This window comes from Rhodococcus sp. IEGM 1406 (genome assembly GCF_030056745.1).
Lineage (GTDB): Bacteria > Actinomycetota > Actinomycetes > Mycobacteriales > Mycobacteriaceae > Rhodococcus_F > Rhodococcus_F erythropolis.
Genome location: NZ_JASHKO010000002.1, coordinates 362643 through 387327 on the forward strand (window position 1 = coordinate 362643; position 24685 = coordinate 387327).

At 62.9% G+C, this 24685-nt stretch carries 23 protein-coding genes; 10 read left to right on the plus strand and 13 right to left on the minus strand.

What is annotated here, in order from left to right; genetic code table 11:
* Window positions 1-2: 2 nt before the first annotated feature.
* Together QM596_RS10970 and QM596_RS10975 are read left to right on the plus strand one after the other, a co-directional pair.
* Entirely contained in the window at window positions 3-599 is a 597-nt protein-coding gene (locus QM596_RS10970) for a CHAP domain-containing protein (protein ID WP_021344205.1), read from the plus strand.
* Between the two features lie 208 nt (window positions 600-807).
* Entirely contained in the window at window positions 808-1536 is a 729-nt protein-coding gene (locus QM596_RS10975; RefSeq protein ID WP_283308938.1) for an HD domain-containing protein, read from the plus strand.
* Here the strand turns inward: QM596_RS10975 and QM596_RS10980 are convergent, their stop codons facing one another.
* The gene (locus QM596_RS10980) at window positions 1537-1908 is read right to left on the minus strand and encodes a cupin domain-containing protein (RefSeq protein ID WP_264614497.1); all 372 of its coding nucleotides are present in this window, start codon (window positions 1906-1908) and stop codon (window positions 1537-1539) included.
* Window positions 1909-1997: 89 nt separating this feature from the next.
* On the opposite strand from QM596_RS10980, the gene QM596_RS10985 reads away from it, so the two are divergent.
* A complete protein-coding gene (locus QM596_RS10985) occupies window positions 1998-2816 on the plus strand; it encodes a helix-turn-helix domain-containing protein (RefSeq protein WP_069146542.1) in 819 nt (272 codons plus the stop codon).
* Window positions 2817-2911: 95 nt separating this feature from the next.
* On the opposite strand, the gene QM596_RS10990 is transcribed toward QM596_RS10985, so the two are convergent.
* Together QM596_RS10990 and QM596_RS10995 are read right to left on the minus strand one after the other, a co-directional pair.
* On the minus strand, window positions 2912-3535 hold the full coding sequence (locus QM596_RS10990) for a hypothetical protein (RefSeq protein ID WP_283308941.1): 624 nt from the start codon (window positions 3533-3535) through the stop codon (window positions 2912-2914).
* A complete protein-coding gene (locus tag QM596_RS10995; protein WP_283308943.1) occupies window positions 3532-4587 on the minus strand; it encodes a LacI family DNA-binding transcriptional regulator in 1056 nt (351 codons plus the stop codon). Before QM596_RS10995 ends, QM596_RS10990 begins: the two co-directional genes overlap by 4 nt.
* 70 nt (window positions 4588-4657) lie before the next feature.
* Here QM596_RS10995 and QM596_RS11000 point away from each other — a divergent pair, with 70 nt between their 5' ends.
* Window positions 4658-5887: an MFS transporter gene (locus tag QM596_RS11000; protein ID WP_283308944.1), complete on the plus strand. Its 1230-nt coding sequence runs from the start codon at window positions 4658-4660 to the stop codon at window positions 5885-5887.
* Here the strand turns inward: QM596_RS11000 and QM596_RS11005 are convergent.
* Genes QM596_RS11005 through QM596_RS11020 form a run of 4 tightly spaced genes read right to left on the minus strand, consistent with a single transcriptional unit; the run spans window position 5848 to window position 11592 of the window.
* The gene (locus QM596_RS11005) at window positions 5848-6516 is read right to left on the minus strand and encodes a class I SAM-dependent methyltransferase (protein WP_283308946.1); all 669 of its coding nucleotides are present in this window, start codon (window positions 6514-6516) and stop codon (window positions 5848-5850) included. The two genes, QM596_RS11000 and QM596_RS11005, sit on opposite strands and share 40 nt — an antisense overlap.
* 36 nt (window positions 6517-6552) lie before the next feature.
* The gene (locus QM596_RS11010) at window positions 6553-9096 is read right to left on the minus strand and encodes a polynucleotide kinase-phosphatase (RefSeq protein WP_283308948.1); all 2544 of its coding nucleotides are present in this window, start codon (window positions 9094-9096) and stop codon (window positions 6553-6555) included.
* On the minus strand, window positions 9093-10517 hold the full coding sequence (locus tag QM596_RS11015) for a 3' terminal RNA ribose 2'-O-methyltransferase Hen1 (RefSeq protein WP_283308950.1): 1425 nt from the start codon (window positions 10515-10517) through the stop codon (window positions 9093-9095). Before QM596_RS11015 ends, QM596_RS11010 begins: the two co-directional genes overlap by 4 nt.
* Before the next feature lie 37 nt (window positions 10518-10554).
* Window positions 10555-11592 carry an Rv2578c family radical SAM protein gene (locus QM596_RS11020; protein WP_069146537.1) on the minus strand — a complete coding sequence of 346 codons (1038 nt, stop codon included), beginning with the start codon at window positions 11590-11592 and terminating at the stop codon, window positions 10555-10557.
* A gap of 98 nt (window positions 11593-11690) precedes the next feature.
* Here QM596_RS11020 and QM596_RS11025 point away from each other — a divergent pair, with 98 nt between their 5' ends.
* The 4 genes from QM596_RS11025 to QM596_RS11040 are packed head-to-tail and all read left to right on the plus strand — an operon-like array spanning window position 11691 to window position 15256.
* Entirely contained in the window at window positions 11691-12056 is a 366-nt protein-coding gene (locus tag QM596_RS11025; protein WP_019748335.1) for a RidA family protein, read from the plus strand.
* Window positions 12057-12109: 53 nt separating this feature from the next.
* The gene (locus QM596_RS11030; RefSeq protein WP_020969555.1) at window positions 12110-12994 is read left to right on the plus strand and encodes a DUF5995 family protein; all 885 of its coding nucleotides are present in this window, start codon (window positions 12110-12112) and stop codon (window positions 12992-12994) included.
* 49 nt (window positions 12995-13043) lie between these two features.
* Window positions 13044-14477, plus strand: coding sequence for a putative nucleotidyltransferase substrate binding domain-containing protein (locus QM596_RS11035; protein ID WP_223257836.1), 1434 nt, complete (start codon window positions 13044-13046; stop codon window positions 14475-14477).
* The gene (locus QM596_RS11040; RefSeq protein ID WP_256064602.1) at window positions 14474-15256 is read left to right on the plus strand and encodes a Fic/DOC family protein; all 783 of its coding nucleotides are present in this window, start codon (window positions 14474-14476) and stop codon (window positions 15254-15256) included. The genes QM596_RS11035 and QM596_RS11040 overlap by 4 nt, the downstream gene beginning before the upstream one ends.
* 115 nt (window positions 15257-15371) lie before the next feature.
* On the opposite strand, the gene QM596_RS11045 is transcribed toward QM596_RS11040, so the two are convergent.
* From QM596_RS11045 to QM596_RS11060, 4 genes are read right to left on the minus strand one after another with little or no spacing between them, the layout of a single operon-like run.
* On the minus strand, window positions 15372-17354 hold the full coding sequence (locus tag QM596_RS11045; protein WP_283308955.1) for a 5-oxoprolinase/urea amidolyase family protein: 1983 nt from the start codon (window positions 17352-17354) through the stop codon (window positions 15372-15374).
* Entirely contained in the window at window positions 17351-18004 is a 654-nt protein-coding gene (locus tag QM596_RS11050; RefSeq protein ID WP_283308958.1) for an urea amidolyase associated protein UAAP2, read from the minus strand. Before QM596_RS11050 ends, QM596_RS11045 begins: the two co-directional genes overlap by 4 nt.
* Entirely contained in the window at window positions 18001-18834 is an 834-nt protein-coding gene (locus tag QM596_RS11055; RefSeq protein WP_283308960.1) for an urea amidolyase associated protein UAAP1, read from the minus strand. Before QM596_RS11055 ends, QM596_RS11050 begins: the two co-directional genes overlap by 4 nt.
* Before the next feature lie 2 nt (window positions 18835-18836).
* Window positions 18837-20396 carry an amino acid permease gene (locus tag QM596_RS11060; RefSeq protein ID WP_020907661.1) on the minus strand — a complete coding sequence of 520 codons (1560 nt, stop codon included), beginning with the start codon at window positions 20394-20396 and terminating at the stop codon, window positions 18837-18839.
* Between the two features lie 197 nt (window positions 20397-20593).
* Here QM596_RS11060 and QM596_RS11065 point away from each other — a divergent pair, with 197 nt between their 5' ends.
* Window positions 20594-21325 carry a TetR/AcrR family transcriptional regulator gene (locus tag QM596_RS11065; RefSeq protein WP_041814987.1) on the plus strand — a complete coding sequence of 244 codons (732 nt, stop codon included), beginning with the start codon at window positions 20594-20596 and terminating at the stop codon, window positions 21323-21325.
* A gap of 12 nt (window positions 21326-21337) precedes the next feature.
* Here the strand turns inward: QM596_RS11065 and QM596_RS11070 are convergent, their stop codons facing one another.
* Window positions 21338-21892: a LysM peptidoglycan-binding domain-containing protein gene (locus QM596_RS11070; RefSeq protein WP_019748325.1), complete on the minus strand. Its 555-nt coding sequence runs from the start codon at window positions 21890-21892 to the stop codon at window positions 21338-21340.
* 439 nt (window positions 21893-22331) lie between these two features.
* Between QM596_RS11070 and QM596_RS11075 the strand changes: the two genes are divergently transcribed.
* Window positions 22332-22979, plus strand: a complete 648-nt coding sequence (locus QM596_RS11075) for a hypothetical protein (RefSeq protein ID WP_030245609.1) — start codon at window positions 22332-22334, stop codon at window positions 22977-22979.
* A gap of 17 nt (window positions 22980-22996) precedes the next feature.
* Here QM596_RS11075 and QM596_RS11080 read toward each other — a convergent pair whose 3' ends face one another.
* On the minus strand, window positions 22997-24679 hold the full coding sequence (locus QM596_RS11080; RefSeq protein WP_283308963.1) for an ATP-binding cassette domain-containing protein: 1683 nt from the start codon (window positions 24677-24679) through the stop codon (window positions 22997-22999).
* Window positions 24680-24685 lie beyond the last annotated feature (6 nt).

Consider the following 24685-nt stretch of genomic DNA (forward strand, 5'->3'; position numbering starts at 1 on the left):
TGATGTCGCACGCACCGAATACGCCCAGACGCACTCTCGCTGTTCTGGGCGTATTCGGCGTTGTGGTGGTCGTAGCTGTCGCCGGCGCACTGTGGTGGTTCGCGCGCGGCGACGACGCTCTTGCCGGCGAGAATCTCGATTCGTTCCCGGCCGTCGACCACGGCATTCTCAGCGCTCAGCAGAGTGCGCTACTGGGCGTCCTCGAGCAAGAGTGGGAGTCAGGGAGTCCCGGCACCAAGTACGCCGAGGGCGTCGAGGAATCGTGGTGTGCCGATTTCGTGAGCTGGTCGATGAACCAGATCGGCACGCCGTTCTCGAACCCCAACTCAGGGTCGTGGCGCATCCCCGGGGTGTACACGCTGCAGGAGTATTACGAGTCCGTCGACGCGTTTGTCCCCTACGGTCAGGACTACCAGCCCAAGGTCGGCGACACGATCCTGTACGGCGACTCGAGCCCCTTCGGCCAACACGTCAACGTCGTTCTGGTCAACGACGGCGGCACTCTGACGACCGTCGGCGGCAACGAGAACAACAAGGTCATGCTCCATCGCATCGTCCCGTCGGAAGTCCCGGGGATCGTCGGGTTCGGCGTCATCTGAGCCACCCCCGCCGTCTTTGCGTGATGAAACTTGATTGTTGCGAGCGGTGAGATTTCCGAATTGGTTCAACCGTTGATTGGTGCAAATTGATCGACATTGTTCGGATAATTCAGTGTTTCCGTCGTCGACAGACATCTATATCGAACGAAGGATCAGACCTGGCAATTAGATTCATATCCAGCTGCCCCCTACCTCAGACAGGAATTCGATGCGCCCTGGTGAGCTGACCACCCTCGAGCAGATACAGCTCATGGCCCGCGCGGCTGCTGCGCAGGCCATGAGCACGCCGTCGATGCTCCGGCTGCGGCTCGGCCGCTACCCCACTCGCACACCCGAGCTGCGCAAACGCCCACTCCCGGACACCAAGCTGTGCAGCGAAGCGCTCGATCACGCCAGAGGAACCCTCTCCCCCGCGGTCTTGAACCACAGCCTGCGCTGCTGGATCTGGGCCGACGCCTTCGCGCAGATCGATGCGATCGAGTACGACCCCGAAGATCTCTTCACTGCGTGCGCCCTTCACGATGTCGGACTGGGCGCAGAAGGATCGGCCGAGCACGGGTGTTTCACCTACATCAGTGCCGCAGCCGCAGAAGAACTCGCGACCAGAGTGGGAACTTCGGAGAGGTCGGTACAGCGAATCGGCGAAGCGATCCGTCTGCACATGGATCTGACCGTCGACCGCGGCGCGGGCGCTGACGCCTACCTACTGCATGCCGCAGCGCATTTCGACGTTGCCGGTCGGCGTGCGCCCGAAATTCCGCGAGCAACTGTTGATGCAACAATCGCGGAGTACCCGCGAACAGGGTTCACCGACGAGTTCGCGCAGTCGATGCGGCGCGAGGTCGAGCTCCGTCCGCACTCTCGCGCGGCGACGCTCTGGAGATCGGGAATGGCCCTGCCGTTGCGTACCAATCCCCTGGATTGGAAGAGCCGGTAACTACGAAAAGTCCTCGAGCACTGCGGTTCGCGCCCCTCCGACGTTCCCGGTATTCACCACGCCAACGGGTTCGATCAACATCACCTCCGCTTCGTCCTCGGCGATCGGGCAATGTTCGACTCCGCGAGGTACCACGAACAGTTCACCGGGCCCCAGTGGAACATCTCCGTTTCGGAGTTGGATTCGAATCTGCCCCTTCGTCACCAGGAACATTTCGTCGGTGTCGGTGTGGGAGTGCCAGACGAATTCACCTTTGATCTTGACGATCTTGATCTCGTAATCATTGAGGGCCGCAATCTTCTTGGGCGACCAGTGCTCGGCGAACTGACCGAACTTCTCGCGGAGCGATACCGCTGTTGCCGAACTGTTCATGTTGTTCCTCCCTCGGGCGCGACACCATCGCGATGACGACCCCGCCACTCTTCGTCACCCGAGGCAGCTGCGTCTTGTACGTTTCTGACATGGATCCCCGCGGCGCACAGATCACCGCGTGGGCACCGGGCCTCGCGGGAATCACCGAGGTATTCCATGCCGATTTCGTCGGACACGCCTATCCCAAACACACGCACGATCAGTGGTCTCTGATGCTCGTCGACCGCGGCACGATTGCATACGACCTCGATCATCGCGCTCATGGCGCAGCACCCGAGATCGTGACTCTGTTGCCGCCAGGCATCGCACACGACGGAGTTCCGGTCACCGAGGCCGGATTTCGTCAACGAATCCTTTACCTCGACACGTCAGTTCTCGGCGAGGTCCTCATAGGCCCGGCGGTGGACAGCCCCGAGATTCGAGACCCTCTGCTGCGCCACCGCATCGATCAACTGCACTCTGCACTCGGCCCGGACGGCGAATCACTCGAAGCCGAAAGTCGCCTGAGGTTCCTCGCTGAAAGATTGAACGAGATCCTCACACCGGCCACAGGTCGATCCCGTCACACGCCGACCGTTGACGAACGCGTTGCCGATCAACTTCGGGACCTGCTCGATGCGCGACTCACAACGGGAATCACGATGCGGGAAGCGTCGAACATCCTGCAACGGAACCCCACGTATCTGATCAAGAACTTCGCGAAGCATTTCGGGCTTCCGCCTCACAAGTACGTGACGGGACGTCGGATCGATCTGGCGCGACGCGCAATCCTCGCCGGGCGCGAATTGGCGGACGTGGCCGTCGACGTCGGATTCCACGATCAATCCCACCTGTCGCGGCACTTCGTCAAGCATGTCGGGGCGCCGCCCGGTAAATACGCACTGAACGTGGTCGGCAGAGCGCGCTAGTCGAAGCACCTGGCACCGGTTTCGTCGAGCAGACACTGGTTCCGGTCAGCTGGTGCCTGTGTCCACTGAATGAAAACGGTGTCAGGTCCCAACGATCAAGCAGCCGTCTCGAGGTCGACCAGGAGGAGGTCCTCGCGCCGCGGCCCGTATTCACGATCGGTCAGCTGATACGAGCGCAACGCGCGAGGCGCGCGGGCCAATTCGTAGAACCGCTCGGACCCGGACACGAACTGCCTCGATGCCCAACCCCAGTTCGGGCCGTGCGGAAACTTCGGGTCGGGCAGCATGTCGGACTCCATCGACATCAGCCGTAGACGGCGAACCACTCCGGTAGTGGAGGCATTCTCGTCGAAATCGGTCCACGCCTGACGGGCATTTGTGTCGTCACGAGGAGTTCCGGCGCGTAGTTGCAAAGCGCCCGCGGCTTCGATCCGAGACGGCAACGGTAGTTCGGCGTCGAACATGAATTGCAGTGCGCCGACGCGAGCGATCGCCGGCTGGACCGGCTCCGGGATGTCTGACCGCTCGCAAGGCAGTCTCCACATCAATGGTTTCGAACTCGTTCGCACTTCCGCCGTCAAGAGCCACGCCGGCTCGACTACCGCCCACCTGCTCGGGCTGTCGACATTCCAGGAGAGTCCCCACCGGACGGTCTCCCCCAATTCCGGAGGAACGAACCACCGAAGACGCAGAGCGTCGACCACTACCGGCGTGATCATCGTGTCGAAGTTCGCCGACGCACCGACCACTCGACCGGCTCCACCGCATCGTCCAGCCCGAGAACCACGCGAGCTGCATTGCGCCCTTGATCAAACAGGGACTGGCGAACTGTGGTCAAGCCGGCGTCCGATGCGGCTGTTGTGTCGTCCCATCCGACGACTGCGACATCGTCGGGCAGCGCGAGGCCGAGTTCACGGATCGCGTCCAGAACCCCCAGAGCCAGTTCGTCACTCATCGCCAAGATGACATCGGGCCTTCGGCCCTCGGGAACGTCGAGAAGGGACCGAGCCATCCGCGCACCCTCGCTCCGCTCGTTGACGGTGACGACCCCCACCCGCACCGAGGGCCAATCGAGGCCCGCGTCGCGGACGGCGCGCTCGTAGCCCTCGAGCCGATGGCGGGACACCGGAAAGAAGGCTTCACTTGAAACCACGTCCATCCGAATCTCGGACCGACGCTCACGATCCCACGGAAGGCTGATCACCGCGGGCCGCTGCGCCCCCGACAACCCGACTGCCGCGATCGCAACGGCGCCGGCAACATCGTCCATCCCGACGAGATCCACACCCTCGTGCAACGGCCCACCCTGGATGCACGCGGGTTTTCCGGTGCCGACAATCGCGTCGAGGATGGGATCGTCGAAAACGGTGGTCCAGACGACAAAGCCGTCTACTGCCGCGTCGCGAACTCTGTCGACGTCTCCCGGTTTCCCCGAGTTCGGCAGCATCATCAATCCGGCGTTCGCATCCAGGCACGCTTCGGCGACTCCCGAGAGGAATCGCCGAGCTACTGCGTCTTCGAAGGCGTACGTCAGCTTCTCGCTGAAGACGACCGCGATGTTGTTGAATTTCCCGCTCCGCAAGGACTGCGCCGCCCGGTTAGGGCCCGCGTACTCGAGCTCTTCGGCGGCGGCGAACACCTTGGCCCGCGTTGATTCAGACACGCGCTCGGGCTGCGCGAAGGAGTACGACACCGACATCACCGACACGCCTGCGGCCTTGGCGACGTCGGCCATCGTCGGACGACTCGAACGCTGCGCACGTATGGCCATGAGCATCAGCATAGCGAGTGCAAAATATCTATTGCGCAGGTGTGTATCGATACATGTATCGTTACACACCATGACTGCTCGACTGCCGAAGGCAACCACGCTACGGCTGATGACACTGGCCGGAGCAGCCTTCGCCTACGTGACGGCCGAAATGCTCCCCGTCGGACTGCTCAGCGAAATCTCGACGGACCTCGACGTCACCGAAGGGCGTGTCGGCCTACTGCTGACCTTCTACGCATACGGTGTCGCGGTCTTGACGCTTCCGCTGATCGGAGCGGTCAAAACCTGGCCGCGCCGACGTGTTGTCGTTCTGACGGTGGCCACCCTCGCGGTGTCGCAACTGGTCGCAGCATTGGCCGTCAACTATCCGATGCTGGTGATCGGACGATTGCTCTGCGCTGCGACGCACGGAGTGTTCTGGGCTGTCGTTGCCCCGGTCGCAGCCACTCTGGTTCCGCGCGGACAACAGGGCAAGGCAATCGCGATGGTGTATGCCGGTACGTCTCTCGCTTTTGTTCTCGGAGGTCCACTGTCTTCGGCGATCGGCCAATCCTGGGGTTGGCGGACTGCGTCGGCGGCAATCGGTGTGGTGGCAGTGGTCATCGCTTTCTCACTGCATCGTGCGTTGCCCGAAATGCCGGTCGATCAACACCATCGGAGCAAGCGAGACAAACCGAAGCCGACACCGGCGATGAAACGGGCACTCGCCGTCATCTGCGCGGCAACGCTGTTTGCCGCCCTGGGGCAGTTCGCTTCGTACACGTTCTTCACACTTCTGGTGGAGGAAAGCCTCGGCTCGTCCGGTGGCATCCGTACCGCGATGCTTCTGGTCTACGGCGCCGCCGGCGCAGTCGGAGTGTGGGTCGCCGGCAAGTACTACGACCGCCGACCGCGTCTCTTCACGCTCATCTCGATCGCGACGGTGGCAGGCGCGCTGGCCATCTTCTGGCTCTTGGCGCCGTCGATGGGAGCGTTCGCCGTCGTCGCCACGATCTTGTGGGGTGCGGCGTTCACCACCGTTCCGATCTGCCTCCAGTCCTCGGTTCTGCGCGCCGTTCCGATCGGGACCGACCGTGCCTCGGCCATCTACGTCGTCGTGTTCCAGATCGCGATTGCTACGGGTGCCTTGCTCGGCTCTGCCGTCGTCGACGGTGGCGGGCTCTCACATCTGGCGGGCATCGGGGTCGCTCTGATGATCGGTTCGTTGGTGATAGTCGGGTTCGGCCGACGCGCATTTCCCCGCGAACCGCAGCGGTCTACTCACTCCCCCACCGACGCGGCAGCGACGGTCGCGTCGTAGATCAGGGTGTATCGCCAGAACAGTCGTCTCCTGATCCGGCTACCTGGCAAACACAACGCGGCCGCGCGTCGGACGTCAGCCATCGACTCACCCGGTTCCGCGGTGGGAGCCGTCATCGCCTTCAGTGGCTCGGAGGCAACCCGTCGATGCTTGACGACGCCGACGACGGGATTGCACACGGTCGCCAATACCGACAGGAGTGCGTCGGTGCCTGTGGTCGATCGATAACACCCGACCACGACGAGCCGGCCGCCCGGTTCGAGCAGGCCGCTCAGCCGCTTCATCGACTCCTCGAGTGGAAGATGGTGCAACGCTGCAACGACTGTGATCGCGTCGTACTTCGCCTCGTATGCAAAGTCCTCGATCCGCCGCGCTTCGATGATCACGTTCTCGTCGTCGACAAACCTTGCGCGCACGGCGGCCGACGTCGTCAGGTCGGGTTCCACACCGACCACCACGTCGAACCGCCGCCGCAAGAGGTCGATCAGATTGCCGGTCCCGCTCCCCACGTCGAGAGCGCGACCGGACCTGACCCCGCGCAGATTACGTAGAACCCACCGGCCGTAGTGATCGTTGTGACTCCACGGATGGCGTCGGTTGAAACCGTCCAAGCGCGCAATCACACCCATACCCGACGGTATCAATCCGAGCCCGGGCACCGGCCGTCACAACCGCGGGTCGACCGGCTCCGATTCGAGAGCCAACACTGCGAACACGGCCTGGTGCGCTCGCCACAAAGGTTCACGGTCGACGAGCCTGGATACCGCCTCCATGCCGAGCGCGTACTCGCGCAGCGCCATCGACTGCTTGTGTCCGAGGTTGCGGTTACGCAATCTCGCAAGCGTCGACGGTTCGAGGTAGTCAGCACCGTAGATCAATCGCAGGTACTCGCGGCCGCGGACCTTGATCCCCGGCTGAACCTTCGCGTTGTACCCCCGCGGTCCGTGAATCTGATTCGCCAGCGGTTTGACGACCATCCCCTCACCACCGTCACCGGTGAGCGACTCCCACCACTTCTTCGCTTCGGACACCGAGTCTTCGGAACCGAGATCGACGACCAGGCGACGTGTGGTGGTAAATCGACTCGGGTCGGCCGCGGCCAGGCGGTCCGAAATACCGAGGTGCCATTCGTGATCCCGTTCCCCGTACGACTGGCCCTCGGTCGCCAGAATCTGGAACGGCGCGATGGTGACGCCGTCCAGTCCGTTCGTCGGCCACACGTACCGTCGGTACGCCTCGCCGAAGCGCTCGATACTGGCGGCCCGAACAGTTGTCTGTTCGAACATCTCCGCGACGTCCAGGCCCCGCGACCCGGCCTGCGCCAACACGGCCTCGCGAGCTGTGAGGTCTGATCGCCCGGCCGCCGCGACCGACGCGTACTGCGAGCGCAGCAGACCTTCCGCTTTGACGTTCCACGGCAACAGTTCGCAGTCGAGGAGCAGCCAGTCGGTGCCCAGCTCTTCCCACAACCCAGCGGAGGTCACTGCGGCGGCGATGTCGTCGATCAACTGCTGAGTCAGGTCGTCGTCGAAGAACTGGCGGCCGGTGCGGGTGTGCACCATCCCGGTGAGCGCATCCGGTGCGTCGAAGCGGGACTGAGCAACCGATCGATCACGGCACACGAGCACCACTGCCCGCGAACCCATGTGCTTCTCTTCGCAGATCACTGTTCCGATTCCGCCGGCCCGGTATGCGTCGAACGCGGTCGACGGGTGTTCCAGATAGTCATCGGATTGGGCGCTCGCGCAGGGCGCCATGGTCGGCGGTAGGTACCGCAGCCATTGCGGCGCGACCGCGAATCGGCTCATCACTTCCAAGGCGCCGGCAGCGTTGTCGGTGCGAACGGACACTCGCCCGCGCAGTTCGGTGTCGACGCCGGTCGTTTCGAGGACGTCGGCGAGATCGAGCACGTCCGGATCGCGAGTCGGCGGAGCCAGCGGCACCACCGGCTCGTACCAAACCCGCTCCGCCGGAACCGACACGATCTCTCGTTCCGGGTATCGAAGAGCGGTGAGGGATCCACCGAAGACGCACCCGGTGTCGAGGCACGCGGTGTTGTTGATCCATTCCACCTCGTGCACCGGCGTGTGACCGTAGAGGACCATGGCTGATCCTCGGTAGTCCTGCGCCCACGGGTATCGAACTGGTAGGCCGAATTCGTCCGTCTCACCGGTGGTTTCACCGTAGAGCGCAAAGCTTCGCACTCGGCCGGACGCCCTGTTGTGGTAGTCCTCCTTGAGACCGGCGTGCGCGACAACGAGTTTGCCGTCGTCCAGGACGAGGTGCGCGACGAGACCGTCACAGAAGTCGACGACGCTTTCGCGGAACTCCGCCGACTCGGTGGCCATCTGCTCGAGGGTCTCGGCGAGTCCGTGACTCGGCGTGACCTTCTTACCGCGCAGCGCCTTGACGAGTTTGTTCTCGTGGTTACCCGGAACCGCTATCGCATGTCCCGCCGCGACCATCCCCATGACCAGACGCAGCACACCGACCGAATCCGGTCCCCGATCCACGTAGTCACCTAGGAAGACGGCTGTTCGCCCGTCCGGCGGCACCGCATCGACAGCTCTGCCATCAGTCCCGAAGTCGACGGTGTAGCCGAGTTTCACGAGGAGCGTCTCAAGCTCACTTCGACATCCGTGGATGTCACCGATGACGTCGAACGGACCACGCTCGACACGCAGATCGCTGCGGAGCGGGTGGCGCAAGAATGTGGCTTCGGAAACCGCGTCCTCACCTCTGAGGATGTGAACCGAACGGAAACCTTCCTTACCCAACCCGCGGAGCGAGCGAGTCAACTGTTGGTGCTGGCGGCGAATCACGTCGCGTCCGAACGTCCGATCAGAGCGTGCGTCGTTTCGTGCAGAACAGACCGATTCCGGAACATCGAGCACGACTGCCACCGGCAGTATGTCGTGCTCGCGAGCCAACGCAACGAGTCGCTTGCGCGCGGCGGGCTGGACGTTGGTCGCGTCGACCACCGTGAGGCGTCCGCGTCGCAAACGCTTGGCCGCGACGAACTCCAGCACTTCGAAAGCATCGGACGTCGACTCCTGTGAGTTCGGATCGTCACTGACCCACCCTCTGAATGTGTCACTCGAGAGGGTTTCGTACTCACCGAAGTGGCGCGCTGCAAAGGTCGACTTTCCCGAGCCACTGACTCCGATGAGAACTACCAGGGCGAGATCTGGAATCTCGTACACCGTCATGACGTACGTGCCTCCTTCGTGAAGATTGCCATCTGTGTCGGCCCGCCAAGGACCGAATCGATTGCTCCGATAAATTCAAACTCCACGCAATAGCCGTGGACTCGGGCCGTTTCGGTTGCCCAGTCGCGGAATTGGGTCCGTGAGAACTCGAACCTGTGATCGGGGTGCCTGAACTCTCCCGCGGCCAATGCCGGATACAGCACGTTGTAGTCGGCATTCGGAGTAGTCAGCAGCACATACTGCGGTGTTGCGTCCACGAAGACCGATCTGACCAGCGCCGGCAGGCGCGCCGTGTGGACGTGCTCGACCACCTCCATCAGCACGGCTGCGTCGAAGCCTTTCAAGCGTGCGTCGCGGTACGTCGCGGACGACTGCATCAAAGACACACGTTCACGTTGGACGTCGGACATTTCGGTGAACTTCAATCTGCGTTGCGCCCGCGTCAGTTCGCGCGCGCTCACATCGACGCCGACAAGTTTGTCGAATCGAGCGTGCGGCATCAGCGCCTCGAGCAATTTACCTTCGCCACAACCGATATCGACAATTGTTCTCACGTGCAGTCGCTGAAGCGTCGCCAAAACTGCGTCGACGCGAAGGCGTGCCAGCGGCGGATCCGGTCTCGGTGCTTCGATCTGCGCCTCAGCTTGTTCGGGAATCAGTCGATCGACCACCGATTCGACCAGGTCGCGTCGACGAGCCAGGTAGCGGGACATGATCAGCGCGGAATCCGGATGCGACGCCAACCACTCTCCAGCGACGCGGATCAATTTGTCTGCCTCGTCAGGTCCCACCCAGTAGTGCTTCACATCGTCGAGGACGGGCAACAGCACGTAGAGGTGCCGTAGGGCACTCTGCACCGTGTGTTCCCCGGTCAGTGTCAGCGACACGAAGTCGGAGTTTCCCCACGTCGGTAGGTGCGGATCAAGCTGCACCGGTATCGCGGTCACGTCCCAGCCCAGCGGCTCGAACAGCCGACGAGGCAATTCCGCATCGCCGCCACACGGAACCACCGGAATCGAGACGGTCAACGCGAGTTCGGCTCCGACGAGTTCCGGGTGCGACTTGCACGTTCCCGTCAACGCGGTGCGAAACAGCTTCGACAGAGCAACCGAGAGTATGGACGACGCCGCATACGGCCGATCGTTGACGTACTCCCCCAGCGAAAAGTTGTCGCCACTCTTGCCGCGTCGATACCTACTCTGCACAAGTTCGATGGGGTCGACGTCCACAATCACTGCCACCGTGGTCTTTTCGGCCGTGGCCTCCGGGTACAGAACCGTGGCGGTGCCGATCGCCAAGTCGAAGCTTTGCACGCGGTCGGGATGTTTGTGCAGCAGGTAGCTCAACGCGGTCGCATCAGGAGTCTGCGGGGTCGGGGTGGACGTCAGTGTGAGTAGCACCAGGCGAATGTAGCCCGGCAAACGTCCGGGGCGCCTCTGATTTACCCGCCCGTGGCCGTCAGAACAAGGTGAGAGCTGCTCCCGCACCCACCAGTTCCCGAGGCGCCTCACGCGATTCACTGCCAGCTGCACTGACATCTCGATGCTCCGAACGACCACCCAACCCATGACGCTCGACCAATGGCTCGACACGGCTTGCGAGCCAACGCTTGTATTCGGGAGTGACATACGCACCCCGACCATACAACTCGCGGTAGCGACGGATGAGTGCCGGATGTTCCTGAGCAAGCCAATTCATGAACCAACCCCGAGTACTCCCCCGCAGGTGCATCGGGAAGACCGTCACACTCGTCGCACCGGCTTCGGACAGTGCCTCGAACAGACCGTCGAGGTGACTGGTGGAATCGGTGAGGAACGGAATGACCGGCGCCACCATGACATTGCACGAGAATCCCGCGTCGGTGATGGCCCGGATCATCTCGAGACGCGCCCGCGGTGACGGGGTACCAGGCTCGATCTGCTTCTGAAGTGCAGCGTCGTTGATCGCCAATGACACTCCGATTCCGACGTCGACCTGCGCCGCCGCCATTTTCAACAGCGGCAGGTCCCGTCGGAGCAAAGTTCCCTTCGTCAAGATCGAGAAGGGAGTTCCCGATTCGGTCAACGCGCGAATAATGCCGGGCATCAAGCGGTATCGGCCCTCGGCTCGCTGATAAGGATCAGTGTTGGTACCCAGTGCCACTGCCTCCCGTTTCCAGGACTTTCGCGCCAATTCCTTGCGGAGCACCGCGGCAATGTTCGTCTTCACGACCACTTGGGAATCGAAATCCGCGCCGGCGTCGAGGTCGAGGTACTCGTGACTCGGTCTCGCGAAGCAATATCGGCATGCGTGCGAGCAACCACGAAAAGCGTTGACGGTGAAGCTGAACGGCAACGTCGACTCTTCGGGCATCTTGTTGAGCGCGCTCTTGCAGAGCACCTCGTGAAACGTGATTCCCTCGAACTCGGGAGTCTGCACGGAGCGAACCAACCCGGCCCGTTCGAGTCCGGGTAGCGCTCCGTCATCTGCATCCAATGCCTGACCCGACCACCTCATGGCCCCAAGTCGAACACTTGTTCTAAGGTATGTCAAGATGGAGCGAATACCCGACCGTGCCTCACCACGGCCGGGAAGTTGTTGGCAGAATTCGGTGCATGTCGAACAGAATCAATATTTCGTCCGGTTCCGAATGGGAACCCAAGATCGGTTACTCCCGTGCCGTGCGCATCGGTAACCAGATCGCAGTCTCTGGCACCACCGCTCCTGGTGAGACCCTCACAGATCAGACCCGCGCAGCGCTCGAAACTATCAAGGCAGCACTTGCCGAGGCCGGCGCCTCGCTCGACGACGTCATCCGCACTCGCATGTACCTGCGCGACATGACGCAGTGGGAGCAGGCTGCTCTCGCGCACGGTGAAGTGTTCGGCGAGATTCGTCCCGCTACGACCATCCTCGAGGTCAGCTCGCTGATCGACCCCGCTCTGCTCATCGAGATCGAGGCCGACGCGGTTCTCAGCTGATCGCCAATCCGGACATTTGTGAAATGGGCGCCTAGTCTGAGCCGATGAAACCGATGCGGCTGTATCCGTTGACGCTCGCGCTCGGCATCACCGCCGCTTTCCTCTCACCCGGTTCTGCACTCGCAGATCCGGGCGAGAGTCTTTCGACGGCTTGCGGCAGCCAGTTGAGCAATGCCGAGGTGGGCCGGATTGCCGAACTCAGCGACGTCACGACGCTGAACGGTGCCGGACTGCCTCGGCTCGAGACCGCTGTCGAACGTCATCGTGAGATCACGTCGATCCTCGTCTCACACCACGATTGGCGAGGCTTGTTCTCCATCGGCCTCGACGCTGTCGAACACGAGGCGGTGATGCCGCTGCAGCGAGACCCTGCGGCCTTCGCCGATGACGAGTGGGCCCATTCCGTCAGCTTCGAATTGCTGCGCAGGTACCTGGTGAACGTCCATGCGGAGTTCACCGGTACTCCCACCGATCCGGCGTGGACCAACTACTTCGCCCTGACACGTCAGTGCGACGCCAGTCCAGCACGGGTTGCCATGGCCGGCTACAACGCGCATCTCACCGTCGACCTCGCTCACGCCGTCGCCACGTCTGGAACCACTGCGGAGGATGTCACGGATTTCTACAAGATCGTCGATTCCATTGCCGTCAAGGGTGGTTCGATCGTGACCCTCACCAAGGCCGAGTACGACGCCGATCTGGGGCCGCTCTGGCGGTTCTACTTCGTCGGCGAAGGACTCGACCGATTGGCCGGAAACTCGCAGCCCTCGGAACTGCTGCTCCGCGCCGCCGACAGCGGATACAACACCATCACACTGGCCAACGGATTCGCCCTCCAGAATCCGCAGACACGTCCCGGCGCAGAACAGGAGATCGACGCACTCTGGCGTACTACGGATTCCGCTCTCGACGTACTCTCGCGACTCGGCGGTCTCTGACATCTCACCCTCCGCTGCCTGAAACGGACACACCTGCGAGAATGACCCCATGACGGGGCACTCGGCGGGGCAAGGCATCCAGAGTCCCGCCATGCGCCGGGTGCGAGACCTGTTGCGCGGGCCCGCAATTGTCTGCGACGGCCAGGCAACCATCCGCGAGGCCGCGAAGTTGATGACCGATGCGGGCCGCCGTGCTGTTGTGATCCCGACGGAGACAAGCGGTTTCGGAATCTTCACCGAAGGTGACCTACGCGCTCGCGTGGTAGTCGGTGGTATCGACAGCAATCAGCCGGTATCAACAGTGATGACGCCGTCAGCAGTGACAGTCGATCCGGATCGATTGGGCGCCGACGCCGTGACCGACATGCTCGAGTACGGATTGCGCCATCTCCCGGTCGTGACCGAGGCAGGCGCACTGATGGGTGTGCTCGAACTCAGCGACCTCCTGACTTCGGCCACCAATCAGGGTTTCGAACTGCGCGCAGCGCTCGCCACAGCACAGGACGACGCCCACCTCGTCGAAACAGCCCGCGCGGTCCCTGTTCTGGTGACGGAATTGGTGGCCTCACGGGTCTCACCGCTCGACATCGGCGCGACGCTGGCCGTGCTGATCGACGTGACGGTCAGGCGAGCCATCGAATTGGTGGTGGGCGGAGACGAGCGACCGGATTTCGCGTGGCTGTCGCTCGGCAGCGTCGCCAGGCGTGAAGCGCTCCCCTCTTCGGATATCGACAGTGCGCTGGTGTGGGGCGGCGAATCTCATCACGAGGGAGCCGACGCCGCGAAGACCATCCACGACATCCTCGATCTCTGCGGGTTCCCTCGCGACACCAAGAACGCCGTCGCGACCCAGGCCAGGTTTGCTCGGACGCTCCCACAATGGCGCACTGCGCTGCGGAAATGGGTATCCAATCCGTACCAGGACCAAGCCCTGGTCATGTTGTCGATGCTGGCGGATGCCCGCGTCGTCGCAGGCGATCCGGCGTTGGATCCTCGCCCTGCGGCGTTGGATCAACTGCGACTGCACCCGGCCGTCATGCGACTGCTCCTTCGCGAAGCGGTCGGAGACAAGGCAAAGCTCCATTCGTTCAAGGACGTGATGACGCGTCGGACCGGAACCGTCGACCTCAAAGCCAGCGCCGTCCAACCGATCGTGAACATCGCTCGATGGGCGGGGATTTCCGTGGGCGCCCGCACGAGTTCGACACTCGAACGTCTCAAGGCTGCAGCGGGAAGCGGTTTCCTACTCGACGACGACGCCCAGGTACTGATCGAATCTTTCGAGGTGTTGCAGCAGATTCGTGTCCGCCACCAGACCGATCAATTCGCGGCAGGTCGGCCACCGACCGACGAAGTCGTGATCTCCGAGCTCACTCCGCTCTCGCGGAGCTTGCTGAGCAATGCAGTGCGCGAGGTCGCAGGTGTGCAACGACGACTCGAATATGCCGCGTCCGCGTCGGCGCTACCCGACATCGACCCGTGAATCGCACTGCGCTCGAACAGGTTCTGGCGGCGGAGCGCCTCGAAGGCTGGGATCCGAGTAACGAGCAGATCGCGGAACTCGAGGCCGTCATGATCGGGATGCTCTCTCGGCGTGAGTATTTCGAGCAGGAATTAGCGCGAGCCGTCGGCCTGTCGTCAGCAATTCCCCCGCGGATCCGCTGGCGAAGATCAGCGCCGTACGTCTATCGCGGTACATCGGTGCTCGAGAACAATTTCGACGTGCGAGATCCCGCCGCACTGCAATCACTCGAGTTCGCGGCGACCGCGCTTCGTCTGGGTGAGGCGCATCTCGGCGGCGACCTCGTACCGCACACGCGAGACACAGCCGAACTTCTCCTACTTCACCAGCACGTTTTCCAAGATCTGTACCAGTGGGCCGGACACATCAGAACCGTTGACATCAGGAAAGGTGCGGCAACGTTTGCCCCGGTCTCGGCGATTCGGAACTACCTGTCCGAGGTGGAAGAGATCATCGCCGCCGTCGATTGGATAGCGCTCGATCACGGCGCTGCGTCGTTCGCGCTCGCATCGGTGTACTCGACGCTCAATCATGCCCACCCGTTTCGGGAAGGAAACGGGCGAACCGGAACACTCTTCCTGCACCGACTCGCCGCCGACACCCGATATCAGCTCGACTTGTCGCGGGTGAGCAGAACCGAGTGGGTATCCGCGTCCAGGGATTCTGCGCCTTTCCGGCCCACCGGGACCCCGTCGCCTCGCCCGTTCATCGATCTGTTCAATCGCGCTCTGACTCGCTGACGCAAACATCTGCTGCCCGTTCCAGGCGGACTGAACACCGTTACTGCTGAGTGAGCACCGCTTCCGACACGCTGGAAGCGGTGCTCACTCGAAGACCACTGTGCTCACTCGACCATCAACCGGGCAGCGCGAACTCTCCCGCGTCGGACCAGCGCTGACGCTCGGCTCCGAATGCGACGGACTGCATCGCGCGGAACTCCTCGATCGAGCGCGAGTTCGACGCAAGGAACTCCTGATGCTCGGCCAGCGAGAAGCTGCCGTCCTCGATCTCGACTCCCCCGCCGCGGCCGGCCGCAGTGTCCGCGCGCAGATCCATCAGCTCTTCCGGCTCGACGGGGTACCAGGAGATCCGGTCGAAGAATCGCAGCAACCACGGAGTGCCCTCCTCGAACGGGCCCGACTTCGCGGGGTGACGGTGATTCCACACCTGCGTCGTACGTCCGACGAACTGGTACCCACCTGGGCCTTCCATGCCGTAGATGCAGAGGTAAGCCCCACCGATCCCGACGGCGTTTTCGGGGGTCCAGGTGCGGGCGGGGTTGTACTTGGTCGTGACAAGGCGATGACGTGGGTCGAGCGGCGTCGCGACCGGAGCTCCGAGGTAGACGTCGCCGAGCCCGAGCACCATGTATTCGGCGCCGAAAACGGTGTCGAACACGTCGTTCACGGATTCGAGACCGTTCATCCGGCGGATGAACTCGATATTCCACGGGCACCACGGCGCGTCCGCACGCACTCCGTGCATGTACCGCTGGATCGCTTCGCGCGTAGCCGGGTCGTCCCACGACAGTGGCATCCGCACAGTGCGACTGGGCACAACGAGTTCGTTTGCCGCAGGCAAGGTGTCCTCCGCCTCGGCCAGCATTCCCATCAGTTTGCCGACGGGCAGCACGTCTGGGTCGACGCGGACCTGCAGGCTGCGGATTCCCGGGGTGAGATCGAGTAGTCCAGCCGGCTTCTCGGCTTCGAGTCGCTGATGCAGTGCATGTGCACGCGCACGTAGCGACAGGTCGAGATTCATGTCGCCGTATTCGACCAACACGTTGTCATCGCCTGAGCGCCGGTACGTGACCGCGGTGTCGCCGTCACGGCGGGCTATGACGCCGTCGTCGCCGTCACCACCGGAAGAATGAACAACCGAATTGGACGCTCGACGCGATACTCCGAGGTCACGGCGGGAGGCTGCCCGTTCGGCGCGGACCGGCACGAAGCGAATCTTGTTCCCGGGAGCCAACTGTCCGAGCTTCCAGCGATCAGCAGACACCACCGTGATCGGGCAGACGAAGCCGCCGAGGCTCGGTCCGTCGGGCCCGAGGAGGATGGGCGTGTCGCCGGTGAAGTCGAGTGCACCGATCGAATACGCGTTGTCGTGGATGTTCGAAGGGTGAAGTCCCGCTTCGCCGCCGGTGGTTCTGGCCCAGTCAGGTTTCGGACCGATCAACCGGACTCCGGTGCGGTCGGAGTTGAAGTGGACCTCGTACTCGGTCGCGTACAGCGTGTCGATGTCGGAGCGGGTGAAGAACTCCGGCGCCCCGTGCGGGCCCTCGGTCACCGCAAGTTCCCAGCACGTGTGTATCGCCGGAACATGCTCGGCGGGAACACCTCCCGCTGCGCCGGTCGCCTGTCCGAGTTTGAGAACGTCCCCCGCCCGCAAAGTCCTACCTTCGTGTCCACCGAACCGGCCCAGGGTAAAGGTCGACGCACTGCCGAGATAGTCGTCGGTCTCGATTCCGCCCTGGACGAGTACGTAGATGCGCAGTCCTGGGCCGCTGAGCGTCCCGACGTCGAGCACCGCTCCAACGGGGACGAAAACGGGACGCCACTGACCGTGGGCGATGCCGTCGACGGTCACAGACACCGGAGCGCCCGTGACGCACACCGTGGTGTCCTCGTCGAACGTCATCGCAGGTCCGGCCATCGCGCATTCGATGCCGGGTGCGCCTTCGGGATTTCCGAGTGCGGTGTTTCCCAACCGAAACGACAGGTCGTCCATCGGGCCCGACGGTGGGACACCGATCTGCCAGTACCCGACGCGCCCTGGATAGTCCTGAACCGTCGTCAACATTCCGGGACGCACGATGGTCAGTTTTGCGTTCATTCGTCTGCCTCCGGCCGTGTGACGATCATGCGGACGGCCGTCGGATCGAAGCCGTTGCACGGGTTGTTGATCTGCGGGCAGTTGGACACGAGGACGAGCGCGTCGCGTTCGGCACGCAACGCGAGCCGCTTGCCTGGCGCAGACAGTCCGTCGACGATTCCGAGTGTGCCGTCGGGGTCGACCGGGACGTTCATGAAGAAGTTGATGTTGGACACCAGGTCCCGCTTACCGAGCCCCCATTTGGCGCCCTCGACGAGGAAGTTCTCGACGCACGCGTGCTGATGCTTGGTGTGGTGGCCGTATCGCAGGGTGTTCGATTCCTGTGAGCACGCTCCGCCGACGGTGTCGTGGTTTCCGACCTCGTCCGCGACCAGGGTCATGAGTGGAGTTCCGTCGTCACTGCGGAGCACGGATCCTGTGGTCAGAAAAAGATTCTGCTGCGCTGCGACCGTCGCTGCTGCCGAGTACCGAACGCTGTGATCGTCACCGGCGTAGACGAGTGTGTCGACGGCTTGGTTTCCGTGCAGATCGACGATGGTGAGGATGTCGCCGGCGCGGACAACTGCGGACCACGGCCCGAATGCGTCAGCAATCTCGTCGAGGATCACCGTTCCGGGAACGAGGGCGGGGACATCCAAGGTGGTGGTCATGCGATCTCCTCCAGGTTCGAAGCCGTCCAGGCGTCTTCGGTATTGAGCACTGCGCGTTGGCATTCCGGCCCGAGATCGTCAAGGCTGCCGAGTTCGTCGGCCGCGTTCCACGCGAGCACTTCGAGGGACGTGGTGGGAAACTCCAGCGCCGGATCGAGCGGGTGCGCGGTGTTGGCGATCATCACGATGGCCGGCAGGTGGATCAGAAGGTCGACCGTCGCGCCGGCGCCGGCGGAACCCGTACTGGTGAGAGCGCCGTCGGCCTCGACGCGGACACCATGGAAGAAGGACAACGGTGGCGCTATGTCCTGCGGCCCGAGTCCGTTCTTCGCGGCAGCGACGGTGAACAGTTCACGACCGGCGGGTGAGGCACTGTGCAGCGAACCCTGCCCGTACTTCGCCTCGTTGGTAGCGCGTGACGTCGTTCCACAGAACGCGTCGTGGTGCCCCGACGTGTCGGCGACCACCGTCGCGAGTACTCGCCCCTGATCGGAGAGCAACGGGTGCCCGACACCGAGATAGGCCTGCCATGGCACCTTTACGGTATCGGCGACGTTGAGACGCTCCCAGGGGGCGTCGGCGCGGTAGAGCAAGATGTTTGCACAGGCGCTGCCGACGATGTCGCGAAGTCGTAATCGGGTTCCACGGGCGAGAACCTTGGTCGTGTATCGCCCACCCGGCACTGTTTCAGCCCAGGTCAGACGTTCGGGAGCGACGTCCTCGGGCGGGTTCGGCCAGTGAGTGGCCGGCAACACCGGCATGGAATCGGTGATCGTTCCGGCCTGGGACCGGGCATGCTCGCGCGCTCCGGCGGTGGTCTGAGTACTCATGGTCAGGCTCCGATCGTGACGGGATTCGGGGTGGCGCGGCCACGTGGGAAGCAAGCGACTCCCAGCCCCACGACCAGCGCTACCGTGATGGGCGCGGCCCACTGCAGAATGGGGTACTCCCCGGTGGGGTTGAAGATCTCGGCTCGTGGCCAGGACAGGTTGATCACCATCAGCGCGCCGTACACAACCGCGGCGATGTTGACCGGAACTCCCCAGATGCCCAGGGAGAAAAGCTTTTTGCCTTCGGCGTCGAACTTGGGGCCGACTGCCGTGCGAGGCCATCCCTTGAGACGCTGAACCAGCAGCGGCACCGTCACCATGAGGTAGGCCAAGTAGATCAAGATGATGCATACGCTGGACAGGGTTGCGAAAATTGCCGAGTTGCCTACGTTGACGGCCAGGACGGCAATGCAGACCAGACCGATGAGGACGGACGGCGCGATAGGTGTTCCGGTGCGGGGGTTGACCTTTGCCAGTACCTGCGAGGCAGGAAGCCGCCCGTCGCGGGCCATGGAGAACATCAGCCGTGAAGCAGCAGTCTGAATGGCCAAGGTGCACACGAACACTGCGATCGAGACGTCGATCAACAAGACCGTGCCCCACGGCGAACTCAGAATGGAGGTCAGTACGTACGGCAAACCTTCCGTGGCCAGGCGTCCGTCGGTCAGTGAGGGCGCTGCCATCAACGCGCCGAGGATCATCAAGCCGCCGCCGAGCGCGGAAGCGGAGAGTGCAAGGCGGATCGTACGAGGTGCGACGCGTCGGGGGTTGCGGGTCTCCTCGGCCAGTTCGCCTGCCGAACCGAAGCCGACCATGACGTAGGCAGCCATCAGTCCGGACATGATCCACGCCCAGGCGTATCCGGGCTGACCGCCGGCACTGCCGGTGTCGAGGACGACGTCCGGTCCGCGCTGAGCGTGGGTGAAGAACATCCCGATCACCGCGATGACACCGACGATTTCGCAGGTCACGCCGATGTTGTTGATACGCGACATCCAGTTGACGCCGATGCAGTTGATGAAGGTGGTCAGAACCAGAAGTACCGAACCGAGCAGTACGGCATTGGCAGCACCGCTCGAGGAGGTGAGTGCACTGTCCTCGCCGATGATCTGGAACCCGCTCCACACATTGGGGAGCACGACCTGCAAGGCGATCGCGGCGGCGGACGCGGTGACGATCTGAGCGAGAATCATGAACCAACCGGCGAACCAGCCGACGATTTCACCACCCATCCGCCGCGACCACTGGTAGATGGCGCCCGAAATCGGATATCTGGCAGCAAGTTCCGCGAAGTTGAGAGCAACCATGAACTGACCGATGAAGACGACGGGCCAGGTCCAGAAGAACGCCGGACCCGCGAAACCGAAACCGAGGCCGAACAATTGGAAGATCGTGGTCAGGATGGAAACGAAGGAGAAGCCCGCGGCGAACGACGCGAACTTTCCCAGCGATCGATGCAGCTGCTGCTCGTAGCCGAACTCCGCGAGGTCACCGTCGTCGTGAGGCGAAGAGGCGAGTGCGGATGCGGTGGTGGGCTGCGCAGCCGGGGTGGTTGCACTCAACGGCGTACTCCTTCGGCAAAGCGATTCAGAGGCGAATAACTGTCGATTGATAGTTTTCGCGAAATCCACTCGCCGCAGGTGACGCCCGCGTATACGATTCACCTGATTCTGTAACAGGCTCGTTGAGTACGTTTCGAGCACGTGACCGAATGCTCACAGCGACGGCCACCCCGCATGTAAGGCCAGAGCCTGCCACTATGGAAGGCGTGACCAACGCCGGCCCCGGACGACCCCGCCTGACCGCTCGCCGACGCCCGGGTGGGACTGCCCGGGCGGAGATCTTGGATGCAGCCGCTGAACTGTTCACCACCCGAGGCTTCGCCGCGACGTCGACACGCCACATCGCCGAAGCAGTCGGAATGCGTCAGGCGTCGCTGTACAACCATTTCGCCACCAAGGACGACATCCTGGTTGCACTGCTCGCCGACACCGTGACTCCGGCGCTCGACTTCGCGGAGAATCTCAGGCCACGCGGCACCTCACCCGAGGTGAAGCTGTACGCGCTTTCGTACATCGACGCGGCCCAACTGATCACCGGACGGTGGAACCTCGGCGTCCTCTATCTCTTACCGGAACTGAGAAGCGACAGGTTCATGTCGTTCCGAGCCGATCGCGATCGGCTTCGCGAGCAATACCGGGCCCTCGCCCAGGCAGTGCTCGACGCGATTGACGATCCAGCATCAACTCACCTGGCCGAGCTTCCGTTTCGACTGGTAGAAAGCGTGATCAGCGCGCGAGCCGACGCACTCGAAGGCACCCCGATCCCCAACGCCGCCGTCATCGCCGGGTCGGCACTGCACATTCTGGGGTGGCGCCAGGATCTTGATCCCATCCACACGGAAGCGGCAGAGCTCATTGCGAACGCAGAAACGCCGAAATTGTCCGGGGCTGCATCAGCTCCGGACAATTTCGACGCAATGAGGACCTAAACGGCCACGAGACTAGACCGAGAGGGACTGTCCCGGGAAGATCAGGTTGATATTCGGGACCTGGCTGGCGAGGTTCTCGAGCGAGATGCCGTGTGCAGCAGCGATCTTCGACAGGGTGTCGCCTGCCTTGACCACGTAGTTGCCGCTTCCGGTGCTTGCTGCCGGAGCCGACTCGACGGAAGCCTCAGCGGTGACGGGGGCTGCTGCGGCCTCGTAGTTGCCTGCGGTGGTGCCGGTGGTCAGGTACTGACCGCAGACGGGCCATGCGCCGACGCCCTGGCCTGCGAGAACGTTCTCGGCGACACGGATCTGCTCAGACTGGCTGGCGTTGGCAGCGTTGCCCGATCCACCGAACGCGTTCCAGGTGCTCTGCGTGAACTGCAGTCCGCCGTAGAAGCCGTTTCCGGTGTTGGCGGCCCAGTTACCGGAGGACTCGCAGTTTGCGACTCCGGACCAGTCGTGGCCGGCTGCCGAAGCGGTGCCGGTGCTCATGGCGAGCGGGATTGCGACGACTGCGCCTGCGGTTGCAACTGCGCCGAGGGCGCGCTTGAAGGTGATGCTGGTCATTGGGTAAATCCTCTCCGCTACCGCGGACGAGGTCGGCCCGGACGCTTTCACGTCTCGTCGATCGACTCGCCTGTTTCACTCCTGCCCCGCGAAGGTTTCGGGAGTACCGGACCCGCGGGGCAGAAGCACGCAGTTGCGGGTCGGTGTTTGCCCGGTAGTTTCGGGCTGTCAACGACCGTAGGCGATGGTCACGGATTGGTCACGGGGCAGTTTTCCGGCACTGCCGTACCAGATTCAGTCGAGATTCAAGAAATAACCACAGGTCAACTAGTTGATTCGAGCTTCAACCATACCGATCGTTATCCGTCCGTTATGTGGCAACCGTCACTGCGATTTTGTGACCCACCGCACCGAAACGGGCGTGTCGGAACGCAAAACAGCCCCGTTCAAATGTTAAGAGAGTCCTGGCAACGAGCAAAAACCAACCGCCCCAATCATTATGGAGAATGAACTTGTGATCGTCGCAGTAGAAGGACCCAGCGCCGCCGGCAAGACCACCTGGTGCCGAACCCAACTCGGTGGACAAACCGCAGCGGAAGGATTCGTCGCCGAGTATCAGCCCACGGGGCGCGAGCCGGACGGCACGGATCTCGACGTCCAGGCAAGTTACTGGGCAACGGTCAATTCGAAGCGATGGTCGCAAGCGGAAGAACTCGAATCGAGAACCGGGATCGCGCTCTGCGACAGCGACCCGCTGAAACTGCACTACAGCTGGTGTCTCGCCGCGGTGGGCGCCGCACCTCGGGAGCGATTCGAGTACGAGCTCGAGGCAGTCGAGACGGCTTTTACGCGCCTCGAACTGGGTCTCGCGGATCTGACCGTCATCTCGATACCGTCACCGAAGCAACTTCGACTGCAGCGCGAAGGAGACCCCAGCCGCCGACGACGGCATTTCGAGCTTCACGCGGCGCTCGCCGAGCCGCTCACCCACTGGTACTCGGCGGTGGACAGGGTGGATCCAGGTCGCGTTCTGTGGGGCTTCCCGACACTGCTCGATCTTTCGCGCTGTCCCCCACCTCGATCGGATCGCAGCGATCCGGGCCTCCTGCGCGCGATGATCAACGAGTTGCCGCCACTCCCCAGATAGCAAGCGGCTACTCGATCTCAGCGCGCTCGTTCGACCCTGGCCTCGTCCCACACCGGAGACTCGCTCTCGTACACGTTCCCGTCCGATCCGAAGACGAGGAACCTGTCGAACCCGCGCGCGAACCAACGATCGTGGGTTACCGAGATGACGGTGCCGGCAAACTGAGCGATGCCCTGTTCGAGCGCGTCAGCCGAATGAAGGTCGAGGTTGTCGGTCGCCTCGTCGAGCAGCAACATCGTGGCGCCGGAAAGCTCGAGGAGCAGAATCTGCAGGCGCGCCTGCTGTCCTCCGGACAGGTCGTCGTACTTCTGTTCGGCTGCTTGGGACAATCCGTAACGGTCGAGCGCGCGGCTCGCCGCTTCACGCCCCATTCCGTTTCGGTGTTCGTCGCCCATGTGCAGGATCTCGAGCAGCGTGTTCCCGGTCAGATCAGGCCTGGAATGGGTCTGCGCAAACAATCCGGGACGTACCCGGGCACCCAGCGTCGCAGTACCCCCGTGCTCGACCGGCGCGATGTCGAGCGCCTCGACGGGCAGATGCTCGGTCCCCGGATCGGTCCCACCACCCGCCAAGAGACGAAGGAAATGTGATTTCCCGGATCCATTGGAGCCCAGCACGGCAACCCGATCTCCGTACCAGATCTCGGTGTCGAAAGGCTTCATCAATCCGGTCAGCTCGAGATCCTGACATACCAACGCGCGCTTGGCGGTTCGCCCGCCCGCCAGCCGAACTGTCACCTTCTGCTGAAGTGGAATCGCTTCGGGTGGCCCTGCCTCCTCGAACTTCGCCAACCTGGTTTGCGAGGCGTGATACCGCGCAGCGACGCCGTCGTTGAACTTGGCCTTTTCACGCAATCGCAGAACCAGAGCACGCAGTTTCGCGTGCTCCTCGTCCCAGCGTCGACGCAGTTCTTCGAATCGAGCGTTGCGATCCTCGCGGGCCTGGTGGTAGCTGGCCAGCCCAGCGCCGTGGGTCCACGACGTTGCGCCGCTGATTCCGGGCTCGAGCGTCACGATGTGGGTGGCCGCGTTGGCGATCAGTTCGCGGTCGTGGCTGACGAACAAAACCACTTTCGACGATTCCGAGATCGTCTTTTCCAGCCATCGCTTGCCCGGAACATCGAGGTAGTTGTCCGGCTCGTCCAGCAGGAGTGCGTCGTCGGGCCCAGCGAACAGTGCTTCGAGAACCAACCGTTTCTGCTCGCCACCGCTGAGCGAGTTGGCCGCGCGCCACTTCGCACGGTCATAAGGAACACCGAGAGCCGCGGTAGTGACCTTGTCCCAGAAGTCTTCGGTCTCGTAGCCGCCCACATCGGCCCAATCGGCCAGCGCATGCGAATACTTCATTTGAGTTGATTCCTCGTCGCGCTCGATCATCGCGTTTTCTGCCGTATCGAGCGCCAGTGCTGCATCCCGGATCCGCGCCGGAGAGACTGACAACAAAAGATCGCGCACGGTGGACTCGTCGCGAACCTGGCCGACGAATTGCCGCATCACGCCCAGTGTTCCGGATCGAGTGACAGCTCCCTCGTCGGCGACGGCGTCTCCGGCGACAATCCGAAGCAATGTCGTCTTACCAGTCCCGTTGGGCCCGATCAGTGCAGTCTTTGCACCGTTTCCGACCCGAAAGCTGACACCGCTGAGCAATTGTCGACCATCAGGAAGGAAGTAGTCGACGTCGGCGATGTTGAGGTGGGTCACGCTCTC

Bases quoted from the DNA above. Each gene is read 5' to 3' on its own strand.
- QM596_RS10970 (WP_021344205.1), top strand. From the start codon at position 3: ATGTCGCACGCACCGAATACGCCCAGACGCACTCTCGCTGTTCTGGGC.
- QM596_RS10975 (WP_283308938.1), top strand. From the start codon at position 808: ATGCGCCCTGGTGAGCTGACCACCCTCGAGCAGATACAGCTCATGGCC.
- QM596_RS10980 (WP_264614497.1), bottom strand. From the start codon at position 1,908: ATGAACAGTTCGGCAACAGCGGTATCGCTCCGCGAGAAGTTCGGTCAG.
- QM596_RS10985 (WP_069146542.1), top strand. From the start codon at position 1,998: ATGGATCCCCGCGGCGCACAGATCACCGCGTGGGCACCGGGCCTCGCG.
- QM596_RS10990 (WP_283308941.1), bottom strand. From the start codon at position 3,535: ATGATCACGCCGGTAGTGGTCGACGCTCTGCGTCTTCGGTGGTTCGTT.
- QM596_RS10995 (WP_283308943.1), bottom strand. From the start codon at position 4,587: ATGGCCATACGTGCGCAGCGTTCGAGTCGTCCGACGATGGCCGACGTC.
- QM596_RS11000 (WP_283308944.1), top strand. From the start codon at position 4,658: ATGACTGCTCGACTGCCGAAGGCAACCACGCTACGGCTGATGACACTG.
- QM596_RS11005 (WP_283308946.1), bottom strand. From the start codon at position 6,516: ATGGGTGTGATTGCGCGCTTGGACGGTTTCAACCGACGCCATCCGTGG.
- QM596_RS11010 (WP_283308948.1), bottom strand. From the start codon at position 9,096: ATGACGGTGTACGAGATTCCAGATCTCGCCCTGGTAGTTCTCATCGGA.
- QM596_RS11020 (WP_069146537.1), bottom strand. From the start codon at position 11,592: ATGAGGTGGTCGGGTCAGGCATTGGATGCAGATGACGGAGCGCTACCC.
- QM596_RS11025 (WP_019748335.1), top strand. From the start codon at position 11,691: ATGTCGAACAGAATCAATATTTCGTCCGGTTCCGAATGGGAACCCAAG.
- QM596_RS11030 (WP_020969555.1), top strand. From the start codon at position 12,110: ATGCGGCTGTATCCGTTGACGCTCGCGCTCGGCATCACCGCCGCTTTC.
- QM596_RS11035 (WP_223257836.1), top strand. From the start codon at position 13,044: ATGACGGGGCACTCGGCGGGGCAAGGCATCCAGAGTCCCGCCATGCGC.
- QM596_RS11045 (WP_283308955.1), bottom strand. From the start codon at position 17,354: ATGAACGCAAAACTGACCATCGTGCGTCCCGGAATGTTGACGACGGTT.
- QM596_RS11050 (WP_283308958.1), bottom strand. From the start codon at position 18,004: ATGACCACCACCTTGGATGTCCCCGCCCTCGTTCCCGGAACGGTGATC.
- QM596_RS11055 (WP_283308960.1), bottom strand. From the start codon at position 18,834: ATGAGTACTCAGACCACCGCCGGAGCGCGCGAGCATGCCCGGTCCCAG.
- QM596_RS11065 (WP_041814987.1), top strand. From the start codon at position 20,594: ATGGAAGGCGTGACCAACGCCGGCCCCGGACGACCCCGCCTGACCGCT.
- QM596_RS11070 (WP_019748325.1), bottom strand. From the start codon at position 21,892: ATGACCAGCATCACCTTCAAGCGCGCCCTCGGCGCAGTTGCAACCGCA.
- QM596_RS11075 (WP_030245609.1), top strand. From the start codon at position 22,332: ATGGAGAATGAACTTGTGATCGTCGCAGTAGAAGGACCCAGCGCCGCC.